At 28.3% G+C, this 20,841-nt stretch carries 23 protein-coding genes; 18 read left to right on the forward strand and 5 right to left on the reverse strand.

What is annotated here, in order from left to right:
• Window positions 1-17: 17 nt before the first annotated feature.
• The 9 genes from ACYUEX_RS00440 (at window position 18) to ACYUEX_RS00480 (ending at window position 8,803) form a co-directional block, all read left to right on the forward strand.
• Window positions 18-1,400 (forward strand): ABC transporter substrate-binding protein, encoded by a 1,383-nt coding sequence (locus ACYUEX_RS00440; protein WP_411169756.1) that lies wholly within the window; start codon window positions 18-20, stop codon window positions 1,398-1,400.
• Between the two features lie 66 nt (window positions 1,401-1,466).
• Window positions 1,467-2,363: a carbohydrate ABC transporter permease gene (locus tag ACYUEX_RS00445; protein ID WP_411169757.1), complete on the forward strand. Its 897-nt coding sequence runs from the start codon at window positions 1,467-1,469 to the stop codon at window positions 2,361-2,363.
• 37 nt (window positions 2,364-2,400) lie between these two features.
• The gene (locus ACYUEX_RS00450; RefSeq protein ID WP_411169758.1) at window positions 2,401-3,228 is read left to right on the forward strand and encodes a carbohydrate ABC transporter permease; all 828 of its coding nucleotides are present in this window, start codon (window positions 2,401-2,403) and stop codon (window positions 3,226-3,228) included.
• Window positions 3,229-3,241: 13 nt separating this feature from the next.
• Window positions 3,242-4,336 (forward strand): glycoside hydrolase family 130 protein, encoded by a 1,095-nt coding sequence (locus ACYUEX_RS00455; protein WP_411169759.1) that lies wholly within the window; start codon window positions 3,242-3,244, stop codon window positions 4,334-4,336.
• 73 nt (window positions 4,337-4,409) lie between these two features.
• On the forward strand, window positions 4,410-5,441 hold the full coding sequence (locus ACYUEX_RS00460) for a LacI family DNA-binding transcriptional regulator (RefSeq protein ID WP_460286067.1): 1,032 nt from the start codon (window positions 4,410-4,412) through the stop codon (window positions 5,439-5,441).
• A 25-nt stretch (window positions 5,442-5,466) separates the two neighbouring features.
• Window positions 5,467-6,378, forward strand: a complete 912-nt coding sequence (locus ACYUEX_RS00465) for a DUF1861 family protein (protein ID WP_460286068.1) — start codon at window positions 5,467-5,469, stop codon at window positions 6,376-6,378.
• An 11-nt stretch (window positions 6,379-6,389) separates the two neighbouring features.
• A complete protein-coding gene (locus ACYUEX_RS00470) occupies window positions 6,390-7,970 on the forward strand; it encodes an alpha-glucosidase (protein WP_460286069.1) in 1,581 nt (526 codons plus the stop codon).
• A gap of 288 nt (window positions 7,971-8,258) precedes the next feature.
• The gene (locus ACYUEX_RS00475) at window positions 8,259-8,492 is read left to right on the forward strand and encodes a hypothetical protein (protein ID WP_411169763.1); all 234 of its coding nucleotides are present in this window, start codon (window positions 8,259-8,261) and stop codon (window positions 8,490-8,492) included.
• A 47-nt stretch (window positions 8,493-8,539) separates the two neighbouring features.
• On the forward strand, window positions 8,540-8,803 hold the full coding sequence (locus ACYUEX_RS00480; protein WP_460286509.1) for a beta-galactosidase small subunit-related protein: 264 nt from the start codon (window positions 8,540-8,542) through the stop codon (window positions 8,801-8,803).
• 1,071 nt (window positions 8,804-9,874) lie between these two features.
• On the opposite strand, the gene ACYUEX_RS00485 is transcribed toward ACYUEX_RS00480, so the two are convergent.
• Both ACYUEX_RS00485 and ACYUEX_RS00490 read right to left on the reverse strand, forming a co-directional pair.
• Window positions 9,875-10,042: a hypothetical protein gene (locus ACYUEX_RS00485; protein WP_460286070.1), complete on the reverse strand. Its 168-nt coding sequence runs from the start codon at window positions 10,040-10,042 to the stop codon at window positions 9,875-9,877.
• 273 nt (window positions 10,043-10,315) lie between these two features.
• Window positions 10,316-10,489: a BhlA/UviB family holin-like peptide gene (locus tag ACYUEX_RS00490; RefSeq protein WP_460286071.1), complete on the reverse strand. Its 174-nt coding sequence runs from the start codon at window positions 10,487-10,489 to the stop codon at window positions 10,316-10,318.
• Window positions 10,490-10,682: 193 nt separating this feature from the next.
• Here ACYUEX_RS00490 and ACYUEX_RS00495 point away from each other — a divergent pair, with 193 nt between their 5' ends.
• The gene (locus tag ACYUEX_RS00495) at window positions 10,683-11,108 is read left to right on the forward strand and encodes a hypothetical protein (protein WP_460286072.1); all 426 of its coding nucleotides are present in this window, start codon (window positions 10,683-10,685) and stop codon (window positions 11,106-11,108) included.
• A 73-nt stretch (window positions 11,109-11,181) separates the two neighbouring features.
• Here the strand turns inward: ACYUEX_RS00495 and ACYUEX_RS00500 are convergent, their stop codons facing one another.
• Both ACYUEX_RS00500 and ACYUEX_RS00505 read right to left on the reverse strand, forming a co-directional pair.
• Window positions 11,182-11,328, reverse strand: a complete 147-nt coding sequence (locus ACYUEX_RS00500; protein WP_460286073.1) for a hypothetical protein — start codon at window positions 11,326-11,328, stop codon at window positions 11,182-11,184.
• 4 nt (window positions 11,329-11,332) lie between these two features.
• Window positions 11,333-11,455 carry a BhlA/UviB family holin-like peptide gene (locus tag ACYUEX_RS00505; RefSeq protein WP_460286074.1) on the reverse strand — a complete coding sequence of 41 codons (123 nt, stop codon included), beginning with the start codon at window positions 11,453-11,455 and terminating at the stop codon, window positions 11,333-11,335.
• Window positions 11,456-12,000: 545 nt separating this feature from the next.
• Between ACYUEX_RS00505 and ACYUEX_RS00510 the strand changes: the two genes are divergently transcribed.
• Window positions 12,001-12,498, forward strand: a complete 498-nt coding sequence (locus ACYUEX_RS00510) for a hypothetical protein (protein ID WP_460286075.1) — start codon at window positions 12,001-12,003, stop codon at window positions 12,496-12,498.
• Here the strand turns inward: ACYUEX_RS00510 and ACYUEX_RS00515 are convergent.
• Complete coding sequence (locus tag ACYUEX_RS00515) at window positions 12,488-12,784, reverse strand: hypothetical protein (protein ID WP_460286076.1); 297 nt, start codon at window positions 12,782-12,784, stop codon at window positions 12,488-12,490. The genes ACYUEX_RS00510 and ACYUEX_RS00515 overlap by 11 nt on opposite strands.
• 685 nt (window positions 12,785-13,469) lie before the next feature.
• Between ACYUEX_RS00515 and ACYUEX_RS00520 the strand changes: the two genes are divergently transcribed.
• From ACYUEX_RS00520 to ACYUEX_RS00550, 7 genes are all read left to right on the forward strand, one after another.
• On the forward strand, window positions 13,470-14,267 hold the full coding sequence (locus ACYUEX_RS00520; RefSeq protein ID WP_460286077.1) for a Cof-type HAD-IIB family hydrolase: 798 nt from the start codon (window positions 13,470-13,472) through the stop codon (window positions 14,265-14,267).
• A 228-nt stretch (window positions 14,268-14,495) separates the two neighbouring features.
• A complete protein-coding gene (locus ACYUEX_RS00525) occupies window positions 14,496-17,210 on the forward strand; it encodes a sigma 54-interacting transcriptional regulator (RefSeq protein WP_460286078.1) in 2,715 nt (904 codons plus the stop codon).
• Between the two features lie 263 nt (window positions 17,211-17,473).
• Window positions 17,474-17,857 (forward strand): PTS sugar transporter subunit IIA, encoded by a 384-nt coding sequence (locus ACYUEX_RS00530; protein WP_460286079.1) that lies wholly within the window; start codon window positions 17,474-17,476, stop codon window positions 17,855-17,857.
• A 16-nt stretch (window positions 17,858-17,873) separates the two neighbouring features.
• Window positions 17,874-18,350, forward strand: a complete 477-nt coding sequence (locus tag ACYUEX_RS00535; protein WP_460286080.1) for a PTS system mannose/fructose/N-acetylgalactosamine-transporter subunit IIB — start codon at window positions 17,874-17,876, stop codon at window positions 18,348-18,350.
• Between the two features lie 18 nt (window positions 18,351-18,368).
• Window positions 18,369-19,157 carry a PTS mannose/fructose/sorbose/N-acetylgalactosamine transporter subunit IIC gene (locus ACYUEX_RS00540; RefSeq protein WP_460286081.1) on the forward strand — a complete coding sequence of 263 codons (789 nt, stop codon included), beginning with the start codon at window positions 18,369-18,371 and terminating at the stop codon, window positions 19,155-19,157.
• Window positions 19,144-19,989 carry a PTS system mannose/fructose/sorbose family transporter subunit IID gene (locus ACYUEX_RS00545; protein ID WP_460286083.1) on the forward strand — a complete coding sequence of 282 codons (846 nt, stop codon included), beginning with the start codon at window positions 19,144-19,146 and terminating at the stop codon, window positions 19,987-19,989. Before ACYUEX_RS00540 ends, ACYUEX_RS00545 begins: the two co-directional genes overlap by 14 nt.
• Window positions 19,990-20,005: 16 nt before the next feature.
• Entirely contained in the window at window positions 20,006-20,710 is a 705-nt protein-coding gene (locus ACYUEX_RS00550) for an SIS domain-containing protein (RefSeq protein ID WP_460286084.1), read from the forward strand.
• Window positions 20,711-20,841 lie beyond the last annotated feature (131 nt).

Consider the following 20,841-nt stretch of genomic DNA (forward strand, 5'->3'; position numbering starts at 1 on the left):
TTTAGGGAGGAATTTTTATGAGCAAAATCACTAAAATAATTTCTGCATTAACATTAACAACTATTATGGCTACATCATTAGTAGGTTGTTCAGGTGGTAATTCAGGTTCAAAATCTTCAGGAGATGCTATTACAGTAAACTTTTGGACAGCACCACAAAAAGTTCAGTATGATTTTTGGACAAAGAAGGCAGAAGCATTTAATGCAACCAATACTGAGGTAAATGGAAAGAAAGTTAAATTAGAAGTACAACAAATGCCAGAAACACCATCATCAGAAGCTGGGATTCAAAATGCATTAGCTACTGATACTACTCCAGCTATATCAGAAAACATAAATAGAGGATTTGCAACTACGTTAGCAGCATCAGATGCTGTATACTCACTAGAAAATGAAGAATGGTTTAAAGACTTAGTTGAAAATAGAGCACTTGAAACAGTAATGCCAGGTTGGCAAATAGATGGAAAACAATATGTAATACCAATGTATGTTAACCCAATGGTATTACAATGGAACACTAAAGCACTAAAGGAGTTAGGTGTTGATAAAGCTCCAGAAACTAAAGCAGAATTTGAAAGCTTAATAACTAAATTCAGAGAAAATAAAGATAAGATGGCTTCAATTGGTGTAAGTCACGTATTCTATAGAAATTCATTAATAAGACCAGATCAATGGTGGGACAGATGGTCTGATTTCCAAAATATTTATTTATCATTTAGTGGTGGTAAGCCATGGGTTGAAGGAAATAAATTAGTTTTAGATAAGGAATTAACAAAAGAAACATTTGAATTCTTTGGATCATTAGGAGATACATTATTAACATCAGAAGTTCCAAATGTATGGTCAGAAGAAAATCCACCAGTATTATGTACAATAGCAGCACCATGGGAAATTCAATCTTTAAGAGAAGGTGGAAAAAAATATGGTGAAGATTATAAATATGGTCCAATGATAGTTAAAAACCAAGGTAATACTACTTATAACTATGCAGATGCAAAAGGTTTAGTTTTATATAAAGATAGTAATATTACTGATGAAATGCATCAAGGCGCAGTAGAGTTTATTAAGTGGTTATATAATGAAGAAAATTCAGCGCAAACAGATTTAGAATGGTTAGAAGCTACTACAATGTTACCAGTTAGAGGTGACTTAGTTACAAATGAAACTTTCACTAAATACTTAAATGAAAATCCAGAATTAAAAGACTTAGCAAAATATGTACCATATGCTATTCCTTGTATGCCTCATGATAAGATGACACCAATACAAGAAGCATTAGGAACTAGTTTAGCAGCATATTTAGAAACTACATTAACATCAACTAATATTAAACCAAATGATGCTACACAATTTGTTAACCAAGCATTTGACGCAATGAAACAAGCTGGCGGACTAGAATAGTTTATTAAAGTAAAGCAAAGATGAATAAACTTTATCTTTGCTTTATTTATAAAGGAGTGACACTAGATGAAGGAAAAAATACAGAACTTAAAAAATAAAGGTGGGTTTTTAGGATGGCTATTTAATTTGCCATATATTGCATATTCAGTTATTTTCTTTTTAATACCATTAGTGTGGGCATTTTGGTTGTCAATGACAGACTGGAACTTAATGTCAAAGAATAAGAATTTTGTAGGGTTTGATAATTTTACAGCTTTATTCAGTGATCCAAGAGTTAAAGCGGCTTTTATAAACTCATTTAAATATTTAATACCTATAGTTATTTTTACATTTGTTGCAGCGATGATAATTGCATTATTAGTTCATAAGTTACCAGAGAAAATAAAGGGAATTACAGCAGTTTTATTTTTTATACCTTATTTAACTTCAGGTGTTGCAATATCAGTTGTAGTAAGATATTTCTTTAGCTTTAATTCAGCTTTAAATGTATCTTTGAGAGACAAAGGAATTAATATTGATTGGTTTAGAGATCCAAAATGGGCATTTATTATAATAGTTGGAATAGTAGTTTGGAAAATGTCAGGATATTATGCATTATTTATATTATCAGCATTAGAGTCTATTCCAGATGATGTTCATGACGCTTGTAAAATTGATGGAGCTACTGGTTTTAAAAAATTTAAAAGTGTAACATTACCAATGGTTATACCAACATTAACAACAGTTATTGTATTAGCAGCAGGACTTGCATTTGGTATCTTTACAGAACCTTATTTATTAACAGGTGGAGGGCCAAATTTAGCAACAACTACATGGCAATTAGAAATTTACAATACTTCATTTACAAACTTCCAATCAGGATATGGTGCAGCTATTGCAATAGCTAGTGCAGTTCATGTATTTGTAACAATAAAAATAATTACATTTATAATGGAAAAATTCAATAAGAAATACGGTCAATAAAAGTACTTACGCAAATATAAAATTGGAGGTTAATAAAATGAAAAATAAGTTAAATATAAAAACTATTTTAGTAATAGTAGCTACTATTATAATATTAGGAATTTCATTATTTCCTTACTTTTATATGATAGTACAATCATTAGCACCTTGGGATCAAGTAGATAAGGTTATGATGCCAGATGGATTTACATTAAAAAGTTATGAATATCTTTTAGGCGGAAATGGTGCAGCTAATGCTAGCATGTGGATTAAATCATTAGTAAACTCATTTATAGTATCATTACCTACTGCAATAATTTCAGTATTAGTTGGTTTATTAGTTGGTTATTCAGTATCTAAAATGAAGAACTTTAAAGGAGAAAAAGTAATAATGAACTCATTATTATTTCAAATGTTCTTCCCAGTAATAATATTACTGGTACCAAGATATATAATTTCAAAGCCACTTACAAACACATATTTGGGTATGATATTACCTTTGTCAGTATCTATTTGGGGTGTGTTTATGTATATAAATTATTTTAAATCATTACCAAATGCTGTTTTTGAAGCTGCAAGAATAGATGGTGCTTCAGAACTAAAAATACTTTGTCATATAGCTTTCCCAGTAACAAAATCAGTAACGACAATAGTATTTTTATCAACATTTATGACAAGATGGTCAGAACTTATGTGGGATATGCTAATTTCACCAAAGGTAGATATGCAAACACTTAACGTGTTAATATCAACACAATTTAAGCCAATGGGGAATTTGCCAGGACCTATGTATGCAGCATCAGTTATATTAACAATTCCAATAGTAATTATGTTCCTATGCTTCTCTAAGCATTTCAAAGAAGGAATAAACTTTATGTTAAAGTAAGAGGAGGACTAGTATGAGTAATAATATAGACGTAAAAAGAAGTTTAAGAAATCCATTAATAAAGCCAAGTGACGTTAAGGCAAGTAGAGAAGACTTTAAGGTTGATGGTGTATTTAACTGTGGAGTATGTAAATATAATGATGAATATATTTTATTATGTAGAGTAGCAGAATCGGTTAAAGTAGTAAGTGAAAATGAAGTTAAGATACCTGTGGTAGTTAATAAAAATGGTGAGGATGTTATTGAGATAGTATCTTTTAACAAAAAAGTAGATACACAGTTTGATTATTCAGATTCAAGATCATTATGGATAACTGATGTTAAGGGAGGAAGAAAGATAGCTTACTTAACTTCATTATCTCATATAAGAGTTGCGAGATCTAAAGATGGAGAGAACTTTGAAATAGCAGATGAAGCTTTTATAAAGCCAATTGCTTCAGAAGAAGAATGGGGAATAGAAGACCCAAGAATAACACAAATTGATGATACTTATTATATAAACTATACTTCAGTTACAAGAAATGGAGCAGCAACTTCATTAGTATCTACTAAAGATTTTGTAAGCTATGAAAGACATGGAATTATATTTGCTCCAGAAAATAAGGATGTAACTATATTCCCAGAAAAAATTAATGGTAAATATATAACATTTAATAGACCAGTACCAAGTGCTATTGGTGGGCCAGATATGTGGATGGCAGAATCACATGATTTAATTCACTGGGGAAAACAAAAGCATTTTTATGGAGTGTCAAATGATGATTCATGGGAAAATGGAAGAGTTGGAGGAGGAGCAGTTCCTTTCTTAACTGAAAAAGGATGGGTAAAAATTTACCATGCAGCAGATAAAGATAATAGATATTGCTTAGGGGCTTTCTTATTAGATAAAGATGATCCAAGTAAAATATTAGCTAAAACAAATAGAGCAATATTAGAACCAAAAGAAGATTATGAAATAGAAGGATTCTTTGGAAATGTAGTATTTACATGTGGATGCTTATTTGAAGATGGAATAGTTAAAATTTACTATGGTGCAGCAGATGATAAAGTTTGCAGAGCAGATATTAAAATAGAAGATATATTTAAAGTAATGGATAAAATAGTTTAATTTAAAATTATAGAAAATATTTTGGGGGCAGTCTTTATTGGTTGCTTCCTAAATTAATATTAGGAGATATAGTATGGCGAAAGTAACAATGAAAGAAATAGCAAACAAGTTAAATATATCAATTAATGCTGTATCCCTTGCATTAAATAATAAAATTGGTGTTAGCGAAGAAACAAGAAAGCAAGTTCTTGATATGGCAGAAGAATTAGGATATTTAGATAAATCTCCTAGATTTGTACAATCCTATGCAAGTCGAAATATATGTACACTTATAAAAAAATCTCACTTTGAAGATAGTACTTTTTATTCAAAAATATTAATGGGAATAAATGAAGAGGCTAGAAAAAAGGGATATGATATTATAACATGTATGATTAATGAAAATGAGCAAAGTATTCCAAGCTGTATAGAAAGTAAAAAGGTTTGTGGAATAATAGTAGTTGCAGCTATTGAAGATGAATATTTAGTTAAACTTAAAGATTATAAGCTTCCAGTTGTATTAGTAGACCATACATCATTATTAGAAAGTACAGATAGTATTTTATCAGATAATAAGCTTGGTAGCTTTAAAGTTACAAAGCTGCTTTTAGATAAAGGTTATAAGAATATAGGATTTTTTGGTGATTTAGAATACTCGTTAAGTATTAAAGAAAGATATTTTGGTTATAAAGAAGCAATAAAGAAGTTTGTTTGTATTAATTCAGAAGATGAAACTTTAGAATATATAGATAATTATTCTGTACTTCATAATTTAGAGGAATATATAATTAATCAGGATGAAAAAGGAGTACAAAAAATTATTTCTGAAATGGATAATATTCCAGAAGCATTTGTTTGCTCAAATGATAATGCAGCAATAATTGTAATTACTGCTTTAAGAGAATTAGGATATTCAATTCCAGATGATATTGCAGTTGTAGGCTTTGATGATATTGTATTAAGTTCATTAGTAATACCAAAGGTTACAACTGTAAGGGTTCAAAAGGATTATATGGGTAGAAAAGCAGTAAATAGATTGCTTTGGAGATTAGAACATAAAAATGATCCAAATGAAAATATTGTAATGAGCGTTGAAGTAGTTGAGAGAGATTCACATAAAAGATAATTATAAGAAGGTGGGGTAAAAGAATATGATAAAAACTTGTAATGGATTATTAAAGGAATATTTAGAGTCAAAACCATCAGTGTACAATGTAGAAAAAATTAAGTTTGTAAATGTAGGGGATAATGATGTATATAATATAACTGCTCCTTTTAAAAATGATGATAAAACTATAATAGCAGGTAGAGTAGAGGCTAGAGATAGTGAACATTCAAAAGTATATTTCTTTGAAAATATAAGTGAAGGTTGGAGTCCTGCTAAAGGATATCCAGTGTTAGAATTACAAGATCCTTTTTATACTAGAATTAATGATGAGTTAATAGTTGGAGGGGTAGAAATATTCCCTGACCCAGAAAAAGAAGATACATTAAAATGGAGAACTATATTCTATAAAGGAAAGAATATACAATCATTAGAAAGATTTTTTGTTGGCCCTGATGGAATGAAGGATTTAAGATTAGCACAATTATTAGATGGAAAAATAGCAGTTTTAACAAGACCACAAGGTGAAAAAGGTGGTAGAGGTAAAATTGGATTTACTATAATAAATTCTTTAAATGAATTAACTATAGAAGTAGTTAATAAATCTCCATTATTAAATGGATTATTTATAGATGAAGAATGGGGAGGAGCTAATGAAGCAAGACCATTGGATTCATCAACATTAGGAATATTAGGTCATATAGCATGCTTTGATAATGATGGAAATAGACATTATTATCCAATGACTTTCAAATTAGATATTAATACTTTAAAAGTATCAGAACAAAAGCTTATAGCAATAAGAAAAGATTTTAAACCAGGAGAAGCTAAAAGACCAGACTTAGAAGATGTTGTATTTAGTGGTGGTTTAATAATAGAAGGTAATAAGGCAAGATTATATTCAGGAATTAGTGATGCAGAAGCTCAATTTATAGAAATATATAATCCATTTAAGTAGGAGGTATTTAAATGAATAAAATATGGTGGAAAGAAAGCGTATTTTATGAGATATATATGTCTAGCTTTATGGACGGAAACAATGATGGTATTGGTGATTTTAAAGGAATTACATCTAAACTTGATTATTTATCAGATTTAGGAGTAAAGGGAATATGGTTAACACCATTTTATCCATCCCCTAGAGTAGATAATGGATACGATATTTCAGATTATTATAATGTAGATAAAGATTATGGTACTTTAGAAGACTTTAAAAGCTTTATTAATAAAGCACATAACTTAGGGATAAAAGTAATAGTTGATATAGTTTTAAATCATACATCAAGTATGCATCCATGGTTTATAGAATCAAGAAATTCTAAAGATAATGATAAAAGAGATTTTTATATATGGAAAAAAGAAGTTCCAAACAATTGGGAGTCTTTCTTCGGGGGAGATGCTTGGGAGTTTGACAAAGAAACTAAGGAATATTATTATCATGCTTTTGCAAAGGAACAAGTAGATCTAAACTGGAATAATCCGAAAGTATATGATGCAATGAAAGCTGTATTAAAATATTGGTTAGACTTTGGTGTAGATGGATTTAGATTTGATGTAATAAACTTCTTAACAGTTCAAAATGATTTAAGCAAAGACAATCCTTTTGATGAAAAAGGAGAACAAATACATAAGTTTGACAAGGATCAAGATGGTGTATTAGATATAATTAGCAGACTAGTATCTGATATAAAAGCAATTAAGGAAGATGCTTTTTTAGTTGGAGAAGTTGGTTCAGAAGACATAAATGAGTTAAAGAATTACTTAGGGAAAGATTTATTAGATGTAGTATTTAATTTTAACTTAGGAAGTATGGAGGAGTTTTCTTCAGAAAAAATATATAAAGAAATTAAATCTATGGATGAAGTGTATGAGGAAAATCAAATACCTACAATATTCTTTAATAGTCATGATATGGGTAGAAGCATATCAAGGTTTAATCCAAAAGGAGATTTAAATGGAATAGAAAAAGCAATGGCAGCTTTACTTTTAACTTCATATGGTGTTCCATTTATGTATTTTGGTGAAGAAATAGGTATGAAAGATTTATTATGTTTTGATATTAAAAAGATGAATGATATACAAGGTATTACTAAATATAAGCTTGAGCTAGAAAAAGGTAAAACTGAAAGTGAAGCATTAATTAGTGCAAATAAAAGTTCAAGGGATAAATCAAGAAGCCCAATGCAATGGAATAACTCAAAATACTATGGCTTTAGCAGTGTTGAGCCATGGATAAACATAGAAGACAAACTAGACGATACTAATGTTGAAAAGTGTTTACAAGATAATAATAGTATATTAAAGTTGTATAAAGATTTAATAAAATTAAGATATAATAATGAAGTTTTAATGTATGGCATATATAAAGAAATATCATTTAATAACAATGTTTTATCTTTTACTAGACAATTAGGAAGTAAAGAGGTAGAGGTTATAATAAATTATGGTGAAGATGTTTATACTTATAATAATAACTTTAAAACATTATATGAAAACAATACTATTAATGGAGCGCTGAAACAATTTGGTTTTGTGATAAATAAGAAATAGAACTTATTTATAGTAATAGTAGATGGAAATTTAACACATTAAGTAAATTTTAGATAGTAGATAGAATGGTGAGAGCTAATCTATCTACTATTTTTTTATTATAGATAGTATTGTATTATATAGGTTTCAATATAAGGATTATATGATAAATTTATATGATTAGTTTATAAGTAAGAACTTGTGGTATATAACAAATATAGAATATTTAGGAAACAATAGTATATAATGTTTTAAAGTTTATTAATAGATTTATATAATGTTTTTAATATAAATAAATAGGGAGGGTATATGTTTAATAAAAATAATAAATTTACTTTATACTTAGGAATATTTATTTTAATATACATTGTTATTACTAATGAAATACTAGGAAAAATAACATTTAGTTTACCATTTGTAATTATAGGTTTAGCTTTAATTATTTATTATTTTGTAAATAACAAATATTATGATAATGAAACATATAGCAAATACATAAAAATAATAACATCTGATTCCCATGCATTAAGAAGTGATATGTAAATCCACAAGAATGTGGAAACAGAACAGGAATTAGATGGGCAGAAATAATTGATAATAACAATGAAGGAATAAAAATAACTGGAGATAATATAGAAATGAGTGTATTACCATATACTCCACATGAACTAGAAAATGCATACCATGCCTATGAGCTACCACCAATATATCATACAGTTTTAAAGATATCCCTAAAACAATCAGGGGTTGGAGGAGATGATAGCTGGGGAGCAGAGGTACATGATGAGTATAAGTTAAAGGCAGAAGAAGAGAGAATATTAAAGTTTTCAATTATTGGCAAAGATTTTTTATAATTCACCTTATTCGAATCATCTAAACATGGCACAACTGGCATAGGCTCAAACAGTGCCAGTTCTTAACGGTAATTTGAAACGGTGGATTATAAAAATCTAGTTGCTCGTAATGATGCACCCTTCCGACAAAATAGTCCTTGAATTTTACCTATAAATGTAGCTATTATGGGTTAATAAGTATAAAGAGTGGTGAACTTCCACCAATGAGCGAAGAGTTGAAAGAGTAGAATATAAGAATAAATATAAAAAAGCTATTATTTCGCATCTATCAATGCGAAATAATAGCTTTTTTTATTTTTGTTTAGGCACACTAAACAGTTAACTACAATTTTTGTATTATATCATACCTTGCAAATGGCTTAAAATCGTACTTTTTTATTTCTTCGTGAAAATTCCTTTTAGCGAAATTAATTAAAGACATTTTCAATAATATGGTATAATTTAACTTGAAATAATTTAAATATTAGCATTGAAAAATTAGAAAATAGAAATAAAAGCTTATGGGGAGTGATAATTTTATGTTAAGAGGTAATAGTGTCAAAAATTTCCTAAAAATTGTAGCTATATATATAACTATGTTTGTTTCTACAGTGATAATATCTAGAATTGATCATACTGGTGATATGTATATTGGTGGATCACAATATTCTACTTATATAGGGAAACATTTGATGATTTCTTCCATTATGTTTTTGATATTAATTATATTATTTAAAGTAGAAAATAATGCTGTAAATATATATTTAATAATTCTACTAATTATGTGTATTATAATATTTATGAATTCAAGAATTTTTGGTTTTAATGTTAAATCAAGAAATCCTTTTATGTCTATACTTACGAACCCCTTTAGTTATTATTTAATAAATTGGATTGTATTAAAAAGCTTAACACAGTATAGTTTTTTAATAATGTTATCATATTTTATTACTTTAAGTATTCTGCATAGAGTGTCAATTAAGTTTATTAATATTATTAAAAATAAACTTAATTGACTTAAGTAAATTCAACTCCCTAAGCCTATAGGAAGTTGAATAGTGTTTTATAGTTTATGTTACGTATAAATAATTATTAAGGTAAATACAGCCATTTACGATCTGAAGAAGGTGCATCAAGGTCTAATTCTGGATAAAATCTAGCACCTTCTTCAACGTAACCTTTATAAGAACGTTTAGCTATATGTTCATCTTGTTGTTCCTTTCCAAATCCAAATATTACTGTATAGTCAGTTTTGCACATGGCGGCTTTAGTGTATTCACCAATATGATTTTGCCAATAATCAGCAAAACTTAGAGGACTTATAGGAGTATGTGGTACTCCTGTATTGCATGAATAAAACTCTGTAACTACAGACTGGAATGAATTTTTATTTATTTTAACTATGTCAGAAGGTTTTAATGTTAATTTAGAGCTAGCAGAACTGTCTGCTCCGAGTGCAAGCCATCCAGGATAGCCATGTTATCTTCTCTTTATTAGGATTGTCAACATAATCATGAAGTTTTTTTATTTCTATTATTTTTTAAAATCACTCTGAATTTCGGGACGTGTATTACTAAGCTGCTTTATTATATTTTGGTAGTTTTCTTCTCTTATTTGATTTTGTTTTAAAACATAAAGTAATAAGTATCCGAATAATGAGGCAAAAACACCTTGTGATGTAAGAAAATTAAATAATTTACTATTCATAAAATTACTCCTTTTAAAATATATAGATAGATTTATTTATAAAATAATAAACTACAATTTCTATAAAATTTGATTTAGCGAAATAAATTTAAATAATGGTAAAAATACACTATTATAGGTGTTATAATTAAGTTGACAATTAGTCCATTTGTTGGGATTGTATATAGGGAGGATCTTAAATGAAGATAAAAAAATGAAGCGTAGCTCTATTTTAACAATTATAGCTACTTTAATCTTTTGTAGTACATTTTTATTAGATTATATATGTAAAGAAAACAAATTAATTTATAGACATTGGCTTAGTCTTTCTATAACATACTATAGATATGCTTTTATAATTACATTATTTATAATACTTCCATGTTATTTAATTATAAAAAAAAGAAACATCTGGTTAAAGTTATTAGGATTTCCCATTATAGCATATATAGCATTTATGCTTCTCATAACCATGATTTTAAACCCAGCTCTTAATACTAATTCATATTATACAGAAATAGATGGGCAACGAGTAATCGCACTACAAAAGCATGTTTTGCATACTGATGGCCCAATTTATTACGTTCCGGTTAATATATTCTTTATGGAGAAATCTCCTGATTTCGTTTATCCGTATTAACTAGCGAATGAACTATTTATCGTAATAAAACCAGTATTGTAGCCAAGCTTTCAGCTACAATACTGGCTTTATATTATAATTTATTTTCTATATATTTTGCAAAAGCGTTACAAGCTGCTTTTTTTTCGGAATCATTAGGCATTCCTAATTCGAATCTAGCAAGCCATTTGAATGCAAATTCTCCTGGTCCACCAAATTCAAACCCCTGATTGCTAATCATAATATTATATATTTTGGTAGTTTTCTTCTCTTATTTGATTTTGTTTTAAAACATAAAGTAGAAGATAGCCAAATAATAGAGCGAAAACACCCTGAGTAGTTAAAAAATTAAATAGTTCACTATTCATAAAATCACTTCTTTCAATATATATAAAGAGTTTTTCTTATAAAATAGTAAACTATTATTTTTATTAAATCTAAATTCGCTAAAGTTGAACTTAACGTAATTTTAAAGCCAATGATCATTGAGCATTGGCTTTTGTTATTCATTAAAGATACTTTTAACGAAATTAGAATGTTTATATTTTATAAATTACTAATTCACAACTATCAGCAATCATATATATAAAATAAGGAATTTTATCAAGCTCTTTAATTATTTTGACATCAAAATTAAAATAGATTCTAAAAGTTTAGAGATTATAAGTAATAAGACTTGCATTTGAAAAATAAGCTTCTACCTTACTGTCATTAGTATAATAATTACTAGGTATTCTTGATAACCCAGCTCAATATCCTGTATTAGGAATCATACCAACAAAACTATATAGCGTAAATATATTTCCAATAGTAGTAGCTTCTTTTTATAAGTTAGAGGTTGGATGTTAGAATACAACTTTTAAAAAATAAATTTAAATGTGATATAATATTAAATAAAAATTGGGGGGTATTTATGAAATTATATAGATTAAAGTTCTTATTAATTTTTATTTTAATTATTTTAATTGTAATTCCTTGTTTACCATATAAAATGCCAGAAAGAGATAGATATGAATATGATAATTTGATAAGATTAGAGATCCAATGTCATGAGTGGAGTGGTGGGCCTAAAGTTATTGGTGGCCAAGAACATTTAGATAGATTTCTAGACACTTTACCTGACAAAACTATTTCAAGAGATACTGTAAATTTAATTGGAAATACTCCATATGAAAGTATATCAACATTTAGGCAGGGAATTCCTTCATATAGGGAATTTGTTGTTTATGGAGAATTTAAAGAAGGTTATTCAAGATTTAATGAGGTTAGTTTTGATATTAAAGAATGGTATCCTAAGAACCAATACGTAACACTATATGATAGTATGATTTTTTATGAATTAAAGATATATCCTATTATAATTATTATAATTATTTTTTTAATATTAGCCAGTTTAAAAATTAAAAAGTAACCCAGTATGCATTATCTTCTTTAGCTGGAATTGGATATCTAGAAGATCCAGCCGGGATGTACCCAGTTTGAGCTCTTAAAGCTCTTACTGCAGCTTTTTCAACTATAGAAGCATTTTCTGTGTAAGTTGTGAAAGCATATTCTGTTCTGTATACAACAGTTTCTGTTACTCCATTAGTTTTAAGCTTCCATGCATATGCGAAACTATTATTTCCACCAGTAGCTGTATTATAAGAATAGAAAATACTATGTGTATTTTGGAATACAGAGCTATTAATTTGGCTCAAATCAGCTATTTCAATACTGTAATTAGAACCAAATAATAATTTTCCTACGTCACCATGACCAAATAAAGTGAATTTGCTTATTGGATATATTCTTTTATCAACACCTGAAATGTTACCAGTATTTATATAGTTAATAAATTCTGCTTTAGATTTAACAAATTGTATATTAGCTCCAAAGACAGATGCACTATGTTTAAAATTATTAATATCTTCTTCAGAATAACTTCCTGAGTCTATTAACCATGTAATAACGTTTCTTGAGGCAGGTGAGTTTTTTATTTCTATTATTTTTTAAAATCACTCTGAATTTCAGGTAGTGTGTTACTAAGTTGCTTTATTATATTTTTATAATTTTCTTATCTTATTTGATTTTGTTTTAAAACATAAAGTAGAAGATAGCCAAATAATAAAGCAAAAACACTATTAACAGTAGAAATATATACATATATAATGAGGAACAAGAAATAAAAAAAACAAAAAAATGAATAGATTTTTATCAAGAAAGATGGAGGGACTGGCCCTATGAAGTCTGGAAATATGAATATGAACTTAAATTAGTTGTAGGTACTGGATTAATCAATGCAGTACCTACTTACATATATCCACTTTTTTATTGAATTTTACATATTACTAATATACTGTAATAATATAAAGTGAATATTTAATAGAATAGGGGAGAAGCACAATGAGCAATAAAGGAATAGTATTTTTTGATGTAGATGGAACACTAATAGATTGCTTTAAAGGGATTACAGAACCAACAGAGAAAACTAGGGAGTCTATTAAAAAATTAAAAGAGAATGGTTATTTAACAATGTTAGCAACTGGTAGATCTAAAAGCTGCTTAGATGAAGGATTATTGTCATTAGGGCTAGATGGATATATAACATCTAATGGATCATATGCAGATATAGATGATAAAATAATTTTTAGCTATCCAATTAATAAAGAAAAGCTAGTTGAAATTGTAGAGTACTTAAATGAAAATAATATGGATTATATTCTAGAGGGACAAGAATTAAATTATCTTTCCTCAAGTAATAATGAAAAACTAAATGACTTATTAAAGGGCGCAAATATTGGACAGGATGTTTTAACAGATAAGTGGGATATAAATGATATAGAGTGCAATAAAATAATAGCAATTATTAATACAGAAGATGACTATAATAAAACAGTAGAAAGGTATAGTGAAGAATTTGCATTTATGAAACATCCATATGGAATTTCATTCGAAATATATAAAAGTGAATACACTAAAGGATATGGAGTTACTGAATTAGCTGATAGATTACAAATAAAAATGGAAAATACATATGCTTTTGGAGATGGAGAAAATGACATAGAAATGTTTCAAGCTGTAGAGCATGGAATAGCTATGGGAGGTTATCATGAGTTACTAGAAGAACATGCTTATGATTTTACTGAAGATGTAGAAAATGAAGGAATAACTAAAGGGCTTAAAAAGTTAGGATTAATATAATTAGTAAAAATAATAGTAGTATATTAAAAAGAGTGAAGTGATAGATTATATATTTTTATCACTTCACTCTTTTTAATGTATAAACCAGTTATAAAAAAAGTTGCTAAGAATTATTTAGTAGATAAAAAGTTACAAGTTATAAATAATTAGCCAATCTAGTATTATCTGATAAGGAGAGAAATACTTATATTAGAATGATTTATATAAAGAAGTTTTAGGGGGATTTGTATGAATAATAAAAAAAAGATAATGAGCGCATTGAAGCAATTACAAATGAATAAGGAAAATATAGACAAATTCTCTAAAGGAGTGAAAGCAGAAGAAGTTTCTAAAACTTTAAATATACAAAGGTGTGTAGTTAGTAGGCATCTTAATGAATTGGTTAGGGAAGGGGTGGTAACCAAGACTGCCACAAGGCCTGTATACTTTAGGTATATAGAGTTAGAGCGTAATAAACCAAAGGTAGATTATATAGAAAGCAATGATCCTTTTACTAAAGTAGTAGGAAATAATAATAGTTTACTTCAAGTAGTAGATAAGTGTAAGAGTGCAGTAATTTATCCTAGTAGGTCAATGTCAATCCTACTGTTAGGAGAAAGTGGTGTAGGAAAGAGCTATATGGCAGAAATTATATATGAGTACGCTAAATATAAAAAATGTATATCTAAAGATGCACAATTTGTTGTACTTAACTGTGCAGATTATGCGAATAATCCAGAACTTTTATCATCATGTTTGTTCGGATATAAAAAGGGAGCATTTACAGGGGCCGATAAAGACAAAGAAGGATTAATAGAAGCTGCTCAAAATGGGTATTTATTTTTAGATGAGGTACATAGATTACCTCCGGAGGGACAAGAAAAGTTATTTATATATTTAGATAAAGGAATCTTTAAAAGGATAGGCTCTAGTGAAGAAACATCCAATGTTAATGTAAAATTTATATTTGCTACTACGGAGAAACCTAATGAAGCTTTATTAGATACTTTTTTAAGAAGAATTCCAGTGAAAATAAAAATTCCTAGTTTTACGGATAGACCAATTGAGGAGAGATTAGCATTGATTTATCAGTTCTTCTATATGGAATATAAAAATACTAATGTGGAATTTAAGGTAAGTAATAGAGTTGTAAATACATTACTTTTTTCAAAGCAGAGAGGAAATATAGGCGGTATAAGGGATACAATTAGATTTAGTTGTGCTAATTCATATAGAAGAAATATTAATGGGAAAGTAAAAGAAGTGCTTATGGAAGATCTAACAGACAATTATTTAATGTTAAGTGAGAAAATACAAAGTTATTTTAATAAGGACTATTTATATATTAATGATGATATTGAGAATAGAATAGATCTTTCTATTATGACATGTAAAACAGGGGATTACTTTAATGAAACCATAGATAATGTCTATGAAGAAATTAAGAAGTTTGAAAGAAGCCATACTAGTAATGATAGTTTAATAAAGAAACTTACAAAAGAAATAAATAAGTTGATTGATAATATCACATATGACTCTAGTAGTAAAGGTAATGAATTGATGGAGAGTATATACATTCAAAATGTTTCTAGAGGACTGCAGATATTAAATGATAAATATGGAGTAAAGTATTATGGTAATTCTTCTAAAGTATTAACTAAGTTTCTTTTGCAGTTAAGAGATGAAGATTATTTTGATAATAGTCAAGAGAATAACAATATTAAATATATAGATACTTATTTAAAAAAAAATTGGGGTAAGTTATATATTACGTCTGATAAGTTTATTTCAATAATAAATTCATCTTTAGATTGCAATATAAAATTAAAGTGTAGAGTATTAATAAACTTATATTTTATTTCCATAAGAGCTAATAAGATTAATTCAATTAATGCAATATTAGTAGCACATGGATTTTCAACGGCCAGTAGTATTGCAAGTTTAACTAATAAAGTGTATGAGGAATTTATTTTTGAATCATTTGATATGCCCATAGATATGAAACCGAAAGAGATAATAAAAAAGGTTACAGATTATTTGAAGAATCTAGATACAACTAATGGAGTAATAATACTAGTTGATATGGGATCATTATTTAACATGGGTGAAGAAATAGAAAAAGTATCAAAGGGTAATATAGGAATAATAAATAATATCACAACTCAGGTAGCTTTAGATGTAGGGGGGAGAATAATAAATAATCAAAGTATAGAAAGAATAATTGATTCTATCGAAAAAGGAAATGCTATTCAAAGCAAATTTATTGAAAAGGTAAAAAAGAAGAAGACTATAATCACTACATGTATAACAGGTATAGGTACTGCAACTAAAATAAGAGATTTAATGAAAATGTGCTTAGATGGAAATGATGTAGAGGTAATTGAATATGAGTATCGAAAGTTACTTACAAATGGAAGAAATGAAGAGATATTTAAATATTATGATATCCAGCTAATTATATCTACTATCGAAATAGAACTAGATGATGTTAAATGTATTCTTCTTCAGGATTTAATAAAGGAAAATGGAGAAAAAGAACTTGTAGAGACCCTTAGTGGAATGGGAATAACTAAAAAGTTAAATAATATAACTTCAAATATTGTGAAGTATTTCTCTATGGAAAATATTATAAATCAATTAACAATTCTCAATGTGAATAAAATAATAAATGATGTGGAAGAAATGATACAAATATTAGAGAGGGAACTAGGATTTAAGTTTTCATCACAATTAACAATAATTATATATATTCACGTAAGTTTATTAGTTGAAAGGCTAATAACAGGAAGAGAAATGCAATCTGATGATGATTATTCAGATTTCATTATTAATAATGGAGAATTTATAAATGCTATTAATAAAAGTTTTATGAATATACAAAAACAATATGGTGTAAAAATAAACATCACAGAAATAAATATGATATATCAAATTATTTCAAATACAGTTGCTATGAGTGAATAAGGAAACTTAATAGAGAGTGTGATACAAAACAAAGCCTAGATGTGTAAATTTAGGTGTTTGTAACAAAAAAATGTAGGTATTATTAAATAACTGTCACACAAGCTTAAAATGTGTGCAATTAAATCTTTAAAAAGTATAATAAAATCTATATTTCAGAAGTTGGCATAAGAACTGCTAATAATATAAGTATTGATAACGATATAAGTGCAAAGAAAATAGTAAGAAAATAATTGGAGGTGAGTATACTGATTGGAGTCTTATTGGTGAGCCATGGGGATTATGCAAAGGCAATGAAGGAATCCATAGAGATGATAGTGGGAAAAAGAGAAAATGTTTATTGCATTGGATTACAAGCTAATGAGAATGGAGAAAATCTCAGTGAAAAATTAGATCGGATAGATGAGGACATGAATAAATATAGTGAGTGTGTAGTATTTTGTGACTTATTTGGTGGCACACCATGTAATACAGTCATTAAGAAGTATTTAAACAATGACAAAATAAAAGTTATAAGCGGAATGAATTTTTCAATGCTATTAACTACATTATTACAAGAAGAAGCTGACATTGATATGATAATTGATGATGGGAAAAAGGGGATTGTTGATGTAAAGGATTTCTGTAATATGGATGATCGTTATGATTAAAAAATAGGAGGGCATTATGGAAATAGTAAATGTAAGAATTGACGAGAGACTAATACATGGACAAGTAGCAGCTTTATGGACAAATAAATTAGGTATTACAAGAATAGTTGTAGTTAACAACGAAATAATCAAAGATCAAATTCAGAAAATGGCTTTAAAAATGGCAACCCCAGTTGGGGTTAAACTATCTATTCTTTCAGTTGATACAGCAGTAAACAATCTTAAGATAAATAAGTACGAAAAGGATAAGATACTATTGATAACAAAGGGGCCTAAGGAGATATTTGAAGTAATTTCTAAGGGGATAGATATTAAAGAAATTAATGTGGGAAACATGTCTGCAAAGGCAGGATCAAAACTGGTTAAGTCTTCAATTAGCGTAAGAAAAGAAGACATCGAATATTTTAATAAAATTTCACAACTTGGAGTAAGAATAACTGCTCAAATGGTTCCTACAGAAGAAAAAATAAACTTCATGAATTTAATAAAATAATAGATAGGAGGAATTAGCATGAACGTACAATGGTGGCAAATATTATTACTTACTTTAGTGGCATTTTTTTCGATTATTGATTTATTATCTTTTGATATTGGTTTAGGAAGGCCAATACAAGCTGGATTCATTGCAGGTTTAATTTTAGGAGATCCAATAACAGGACTGATAATTGGTGGAACATTACAATTAATGATTTTAGGTATAGGAACTTATGGCGGTGCTTCAGTACCAGATTATACTACAGCAGCAATAATAGGTACTGTACTAGGAGTAGGACAAGATATAGAGGTGGCAATTGCAATAGCAGTACCAGTGGGATTATTACTAATTCAACTTGATATTTTAGCAAGATTTTCAAATACATTCTTTCAACATAGAGCAGATAAATATGTAGAAGATTGTAACCTTAAGGGAATTGCTAGAATGAATTTAATGGGAATGATTCCTTGGGGATTATCAAGGGCACTTCCGGTATTATTGGTATTATTATTTGGTCAAAACTTTGTAGAATTGGTTTTACAATATGTTCCACAATGGTTAATGGGAGGATTAAAGGTTGCAGGAGGATTATTACCAATAGTAGGTATTAGTATATTGCTAAGATACTTACCAACTAAGAAGTATATAGCATATTTAATTTTAGGTTTTGCTTTAGTAGTATACTTCTCATTACCTATGATAGGGGTAGCAACTTTAGGGTTAGTTATTGCTATATTAACGTTTAAATATAAATCTGAAAAGAATGCAAACGTATTGCCAGTTTATAGTAATATGGGAGATGGTGATGAGTATGACGAAGAATAATGAAAATCAATTAGTAAAAAATAATGAAGTTCAAGTAGGAAAGCATTTAACTGAAAAAGATTTAAAAAATGTTAACTTTAGATGGCTATATGGGAGTCAAATAGGTTGGAATTATGAAAGAATGATGGGACTTGGCTATATATATGCTATACTTCCAGCCTTAGAAAAAATATATAAGGATGATAAAGAAGCATTAAAAGAAAGCTTAAGAACTCACTCACAGTTCTTTAATACAGAGCCTGATATGGGACATTTAATTGTTGGTGCATCATTAGCTGTTGAAGAGGAGAAAGGTATAGAAGGTAAGGAAGCAGTACTAAGTATAAAGAACGGATTAATGGGACCATTTGCAGGAGTTGGTGATACAATATTTGGCGTAATTGCTGGAACTGTATTTGGAGCAATAGCAGCTAATATGGCCATAAAAGGAAGTTATACAGGACTAGTAATATGGACAGTATTTTTAATATGCAGATGGTTTATACGTACTAAAATGTTTAGTTTAGGTTATAAGCAAGGAACTTTATTAGTTACTAAGTTTAAGGATAAATTAAATTATTTCACAGAAGCTGCAACAATACTAGGGCTAACTGTTATTGGAGCATTGATACCATCAGTTGTTAGAGTAACAATACCATATGAGTTTGTTGCTGGTGATGTAGTAATGAAGGTACAAGATGTATTAAATCAAATTATGCCTGGACTAGCTCACGTGGGATTAGCAGCCCTATGCTTCTGGTTACTAGGACGTAAAAAAATAACATCTACAAAATTGATAGTGTTTGTAATGATTTTATCAGTAGTTTTATTTAATTTAGGAATACTAGTATAGATGGGAGGCCATAATTATGAGAAACAAATATTTTGAAGTAATTTCAGAGATGCTAATTAATTTAGAACAAAGTCAGTCAGAAAATATAGTGAAGGCTGGAGAAGTAGTTGCTAGTTGTATAATGAATGGTGGTATTTTACAGGCATTTGGAAGTGGACATTCATATGCTGCAGCTATTGAGGTATGTGGAAGAGCAGGTGGATTAATACCTTCAAAATGTATTATAGATCCAGCTGGTGGAATATATGAAATGATAGAAGGTGTAGGAAATCAACTTATTAAGAGACTAGATTTAAGAGAAAATGATTGTTTAATATTAATTTCAAACTCAGGTAGAAATCCGTTAAGCATTGAATTAGCACAATACGCAAAAAGTCAAAATGTTAAAATAATTGTTGTTACTTCATTAGATGTATCTAAAAAGTTAACATCTAGACATAGCTGTGGAAAAAATCTTTATGAATTCGCAGATGTAATATTAGATAACTGTGGAGTAGAAGGTGATGCTTCTATAGATGTACCAGGTTTACCAGTTAAAGTTTGTGGTACCTCTTCAGTAGCAGCAGCAGTACTATTAAATGCAACTATGCTACATGCCATAAATACAATGGTTGAAAAAGGATATAATCCTCCAGTATTTATGAGTGCAAATGTGGATGGTGGACCAGAATTTAACCAGAAATTATTAAATCAATATAGTGATAGAATATATAGATATTAATAATACTATATGATAATTATAATAGGTTGTTGTATTTATTTTAATTGATAGGACTAGTCTAGTGTTACATCACTAGACTTTTCTTAATGTATGGGAATGTAAAAAAGACTGTTTATTATATTTTGTGAAAT

Source organism: Clostridium sp. CTA-7, assembly GCF_054768095.1.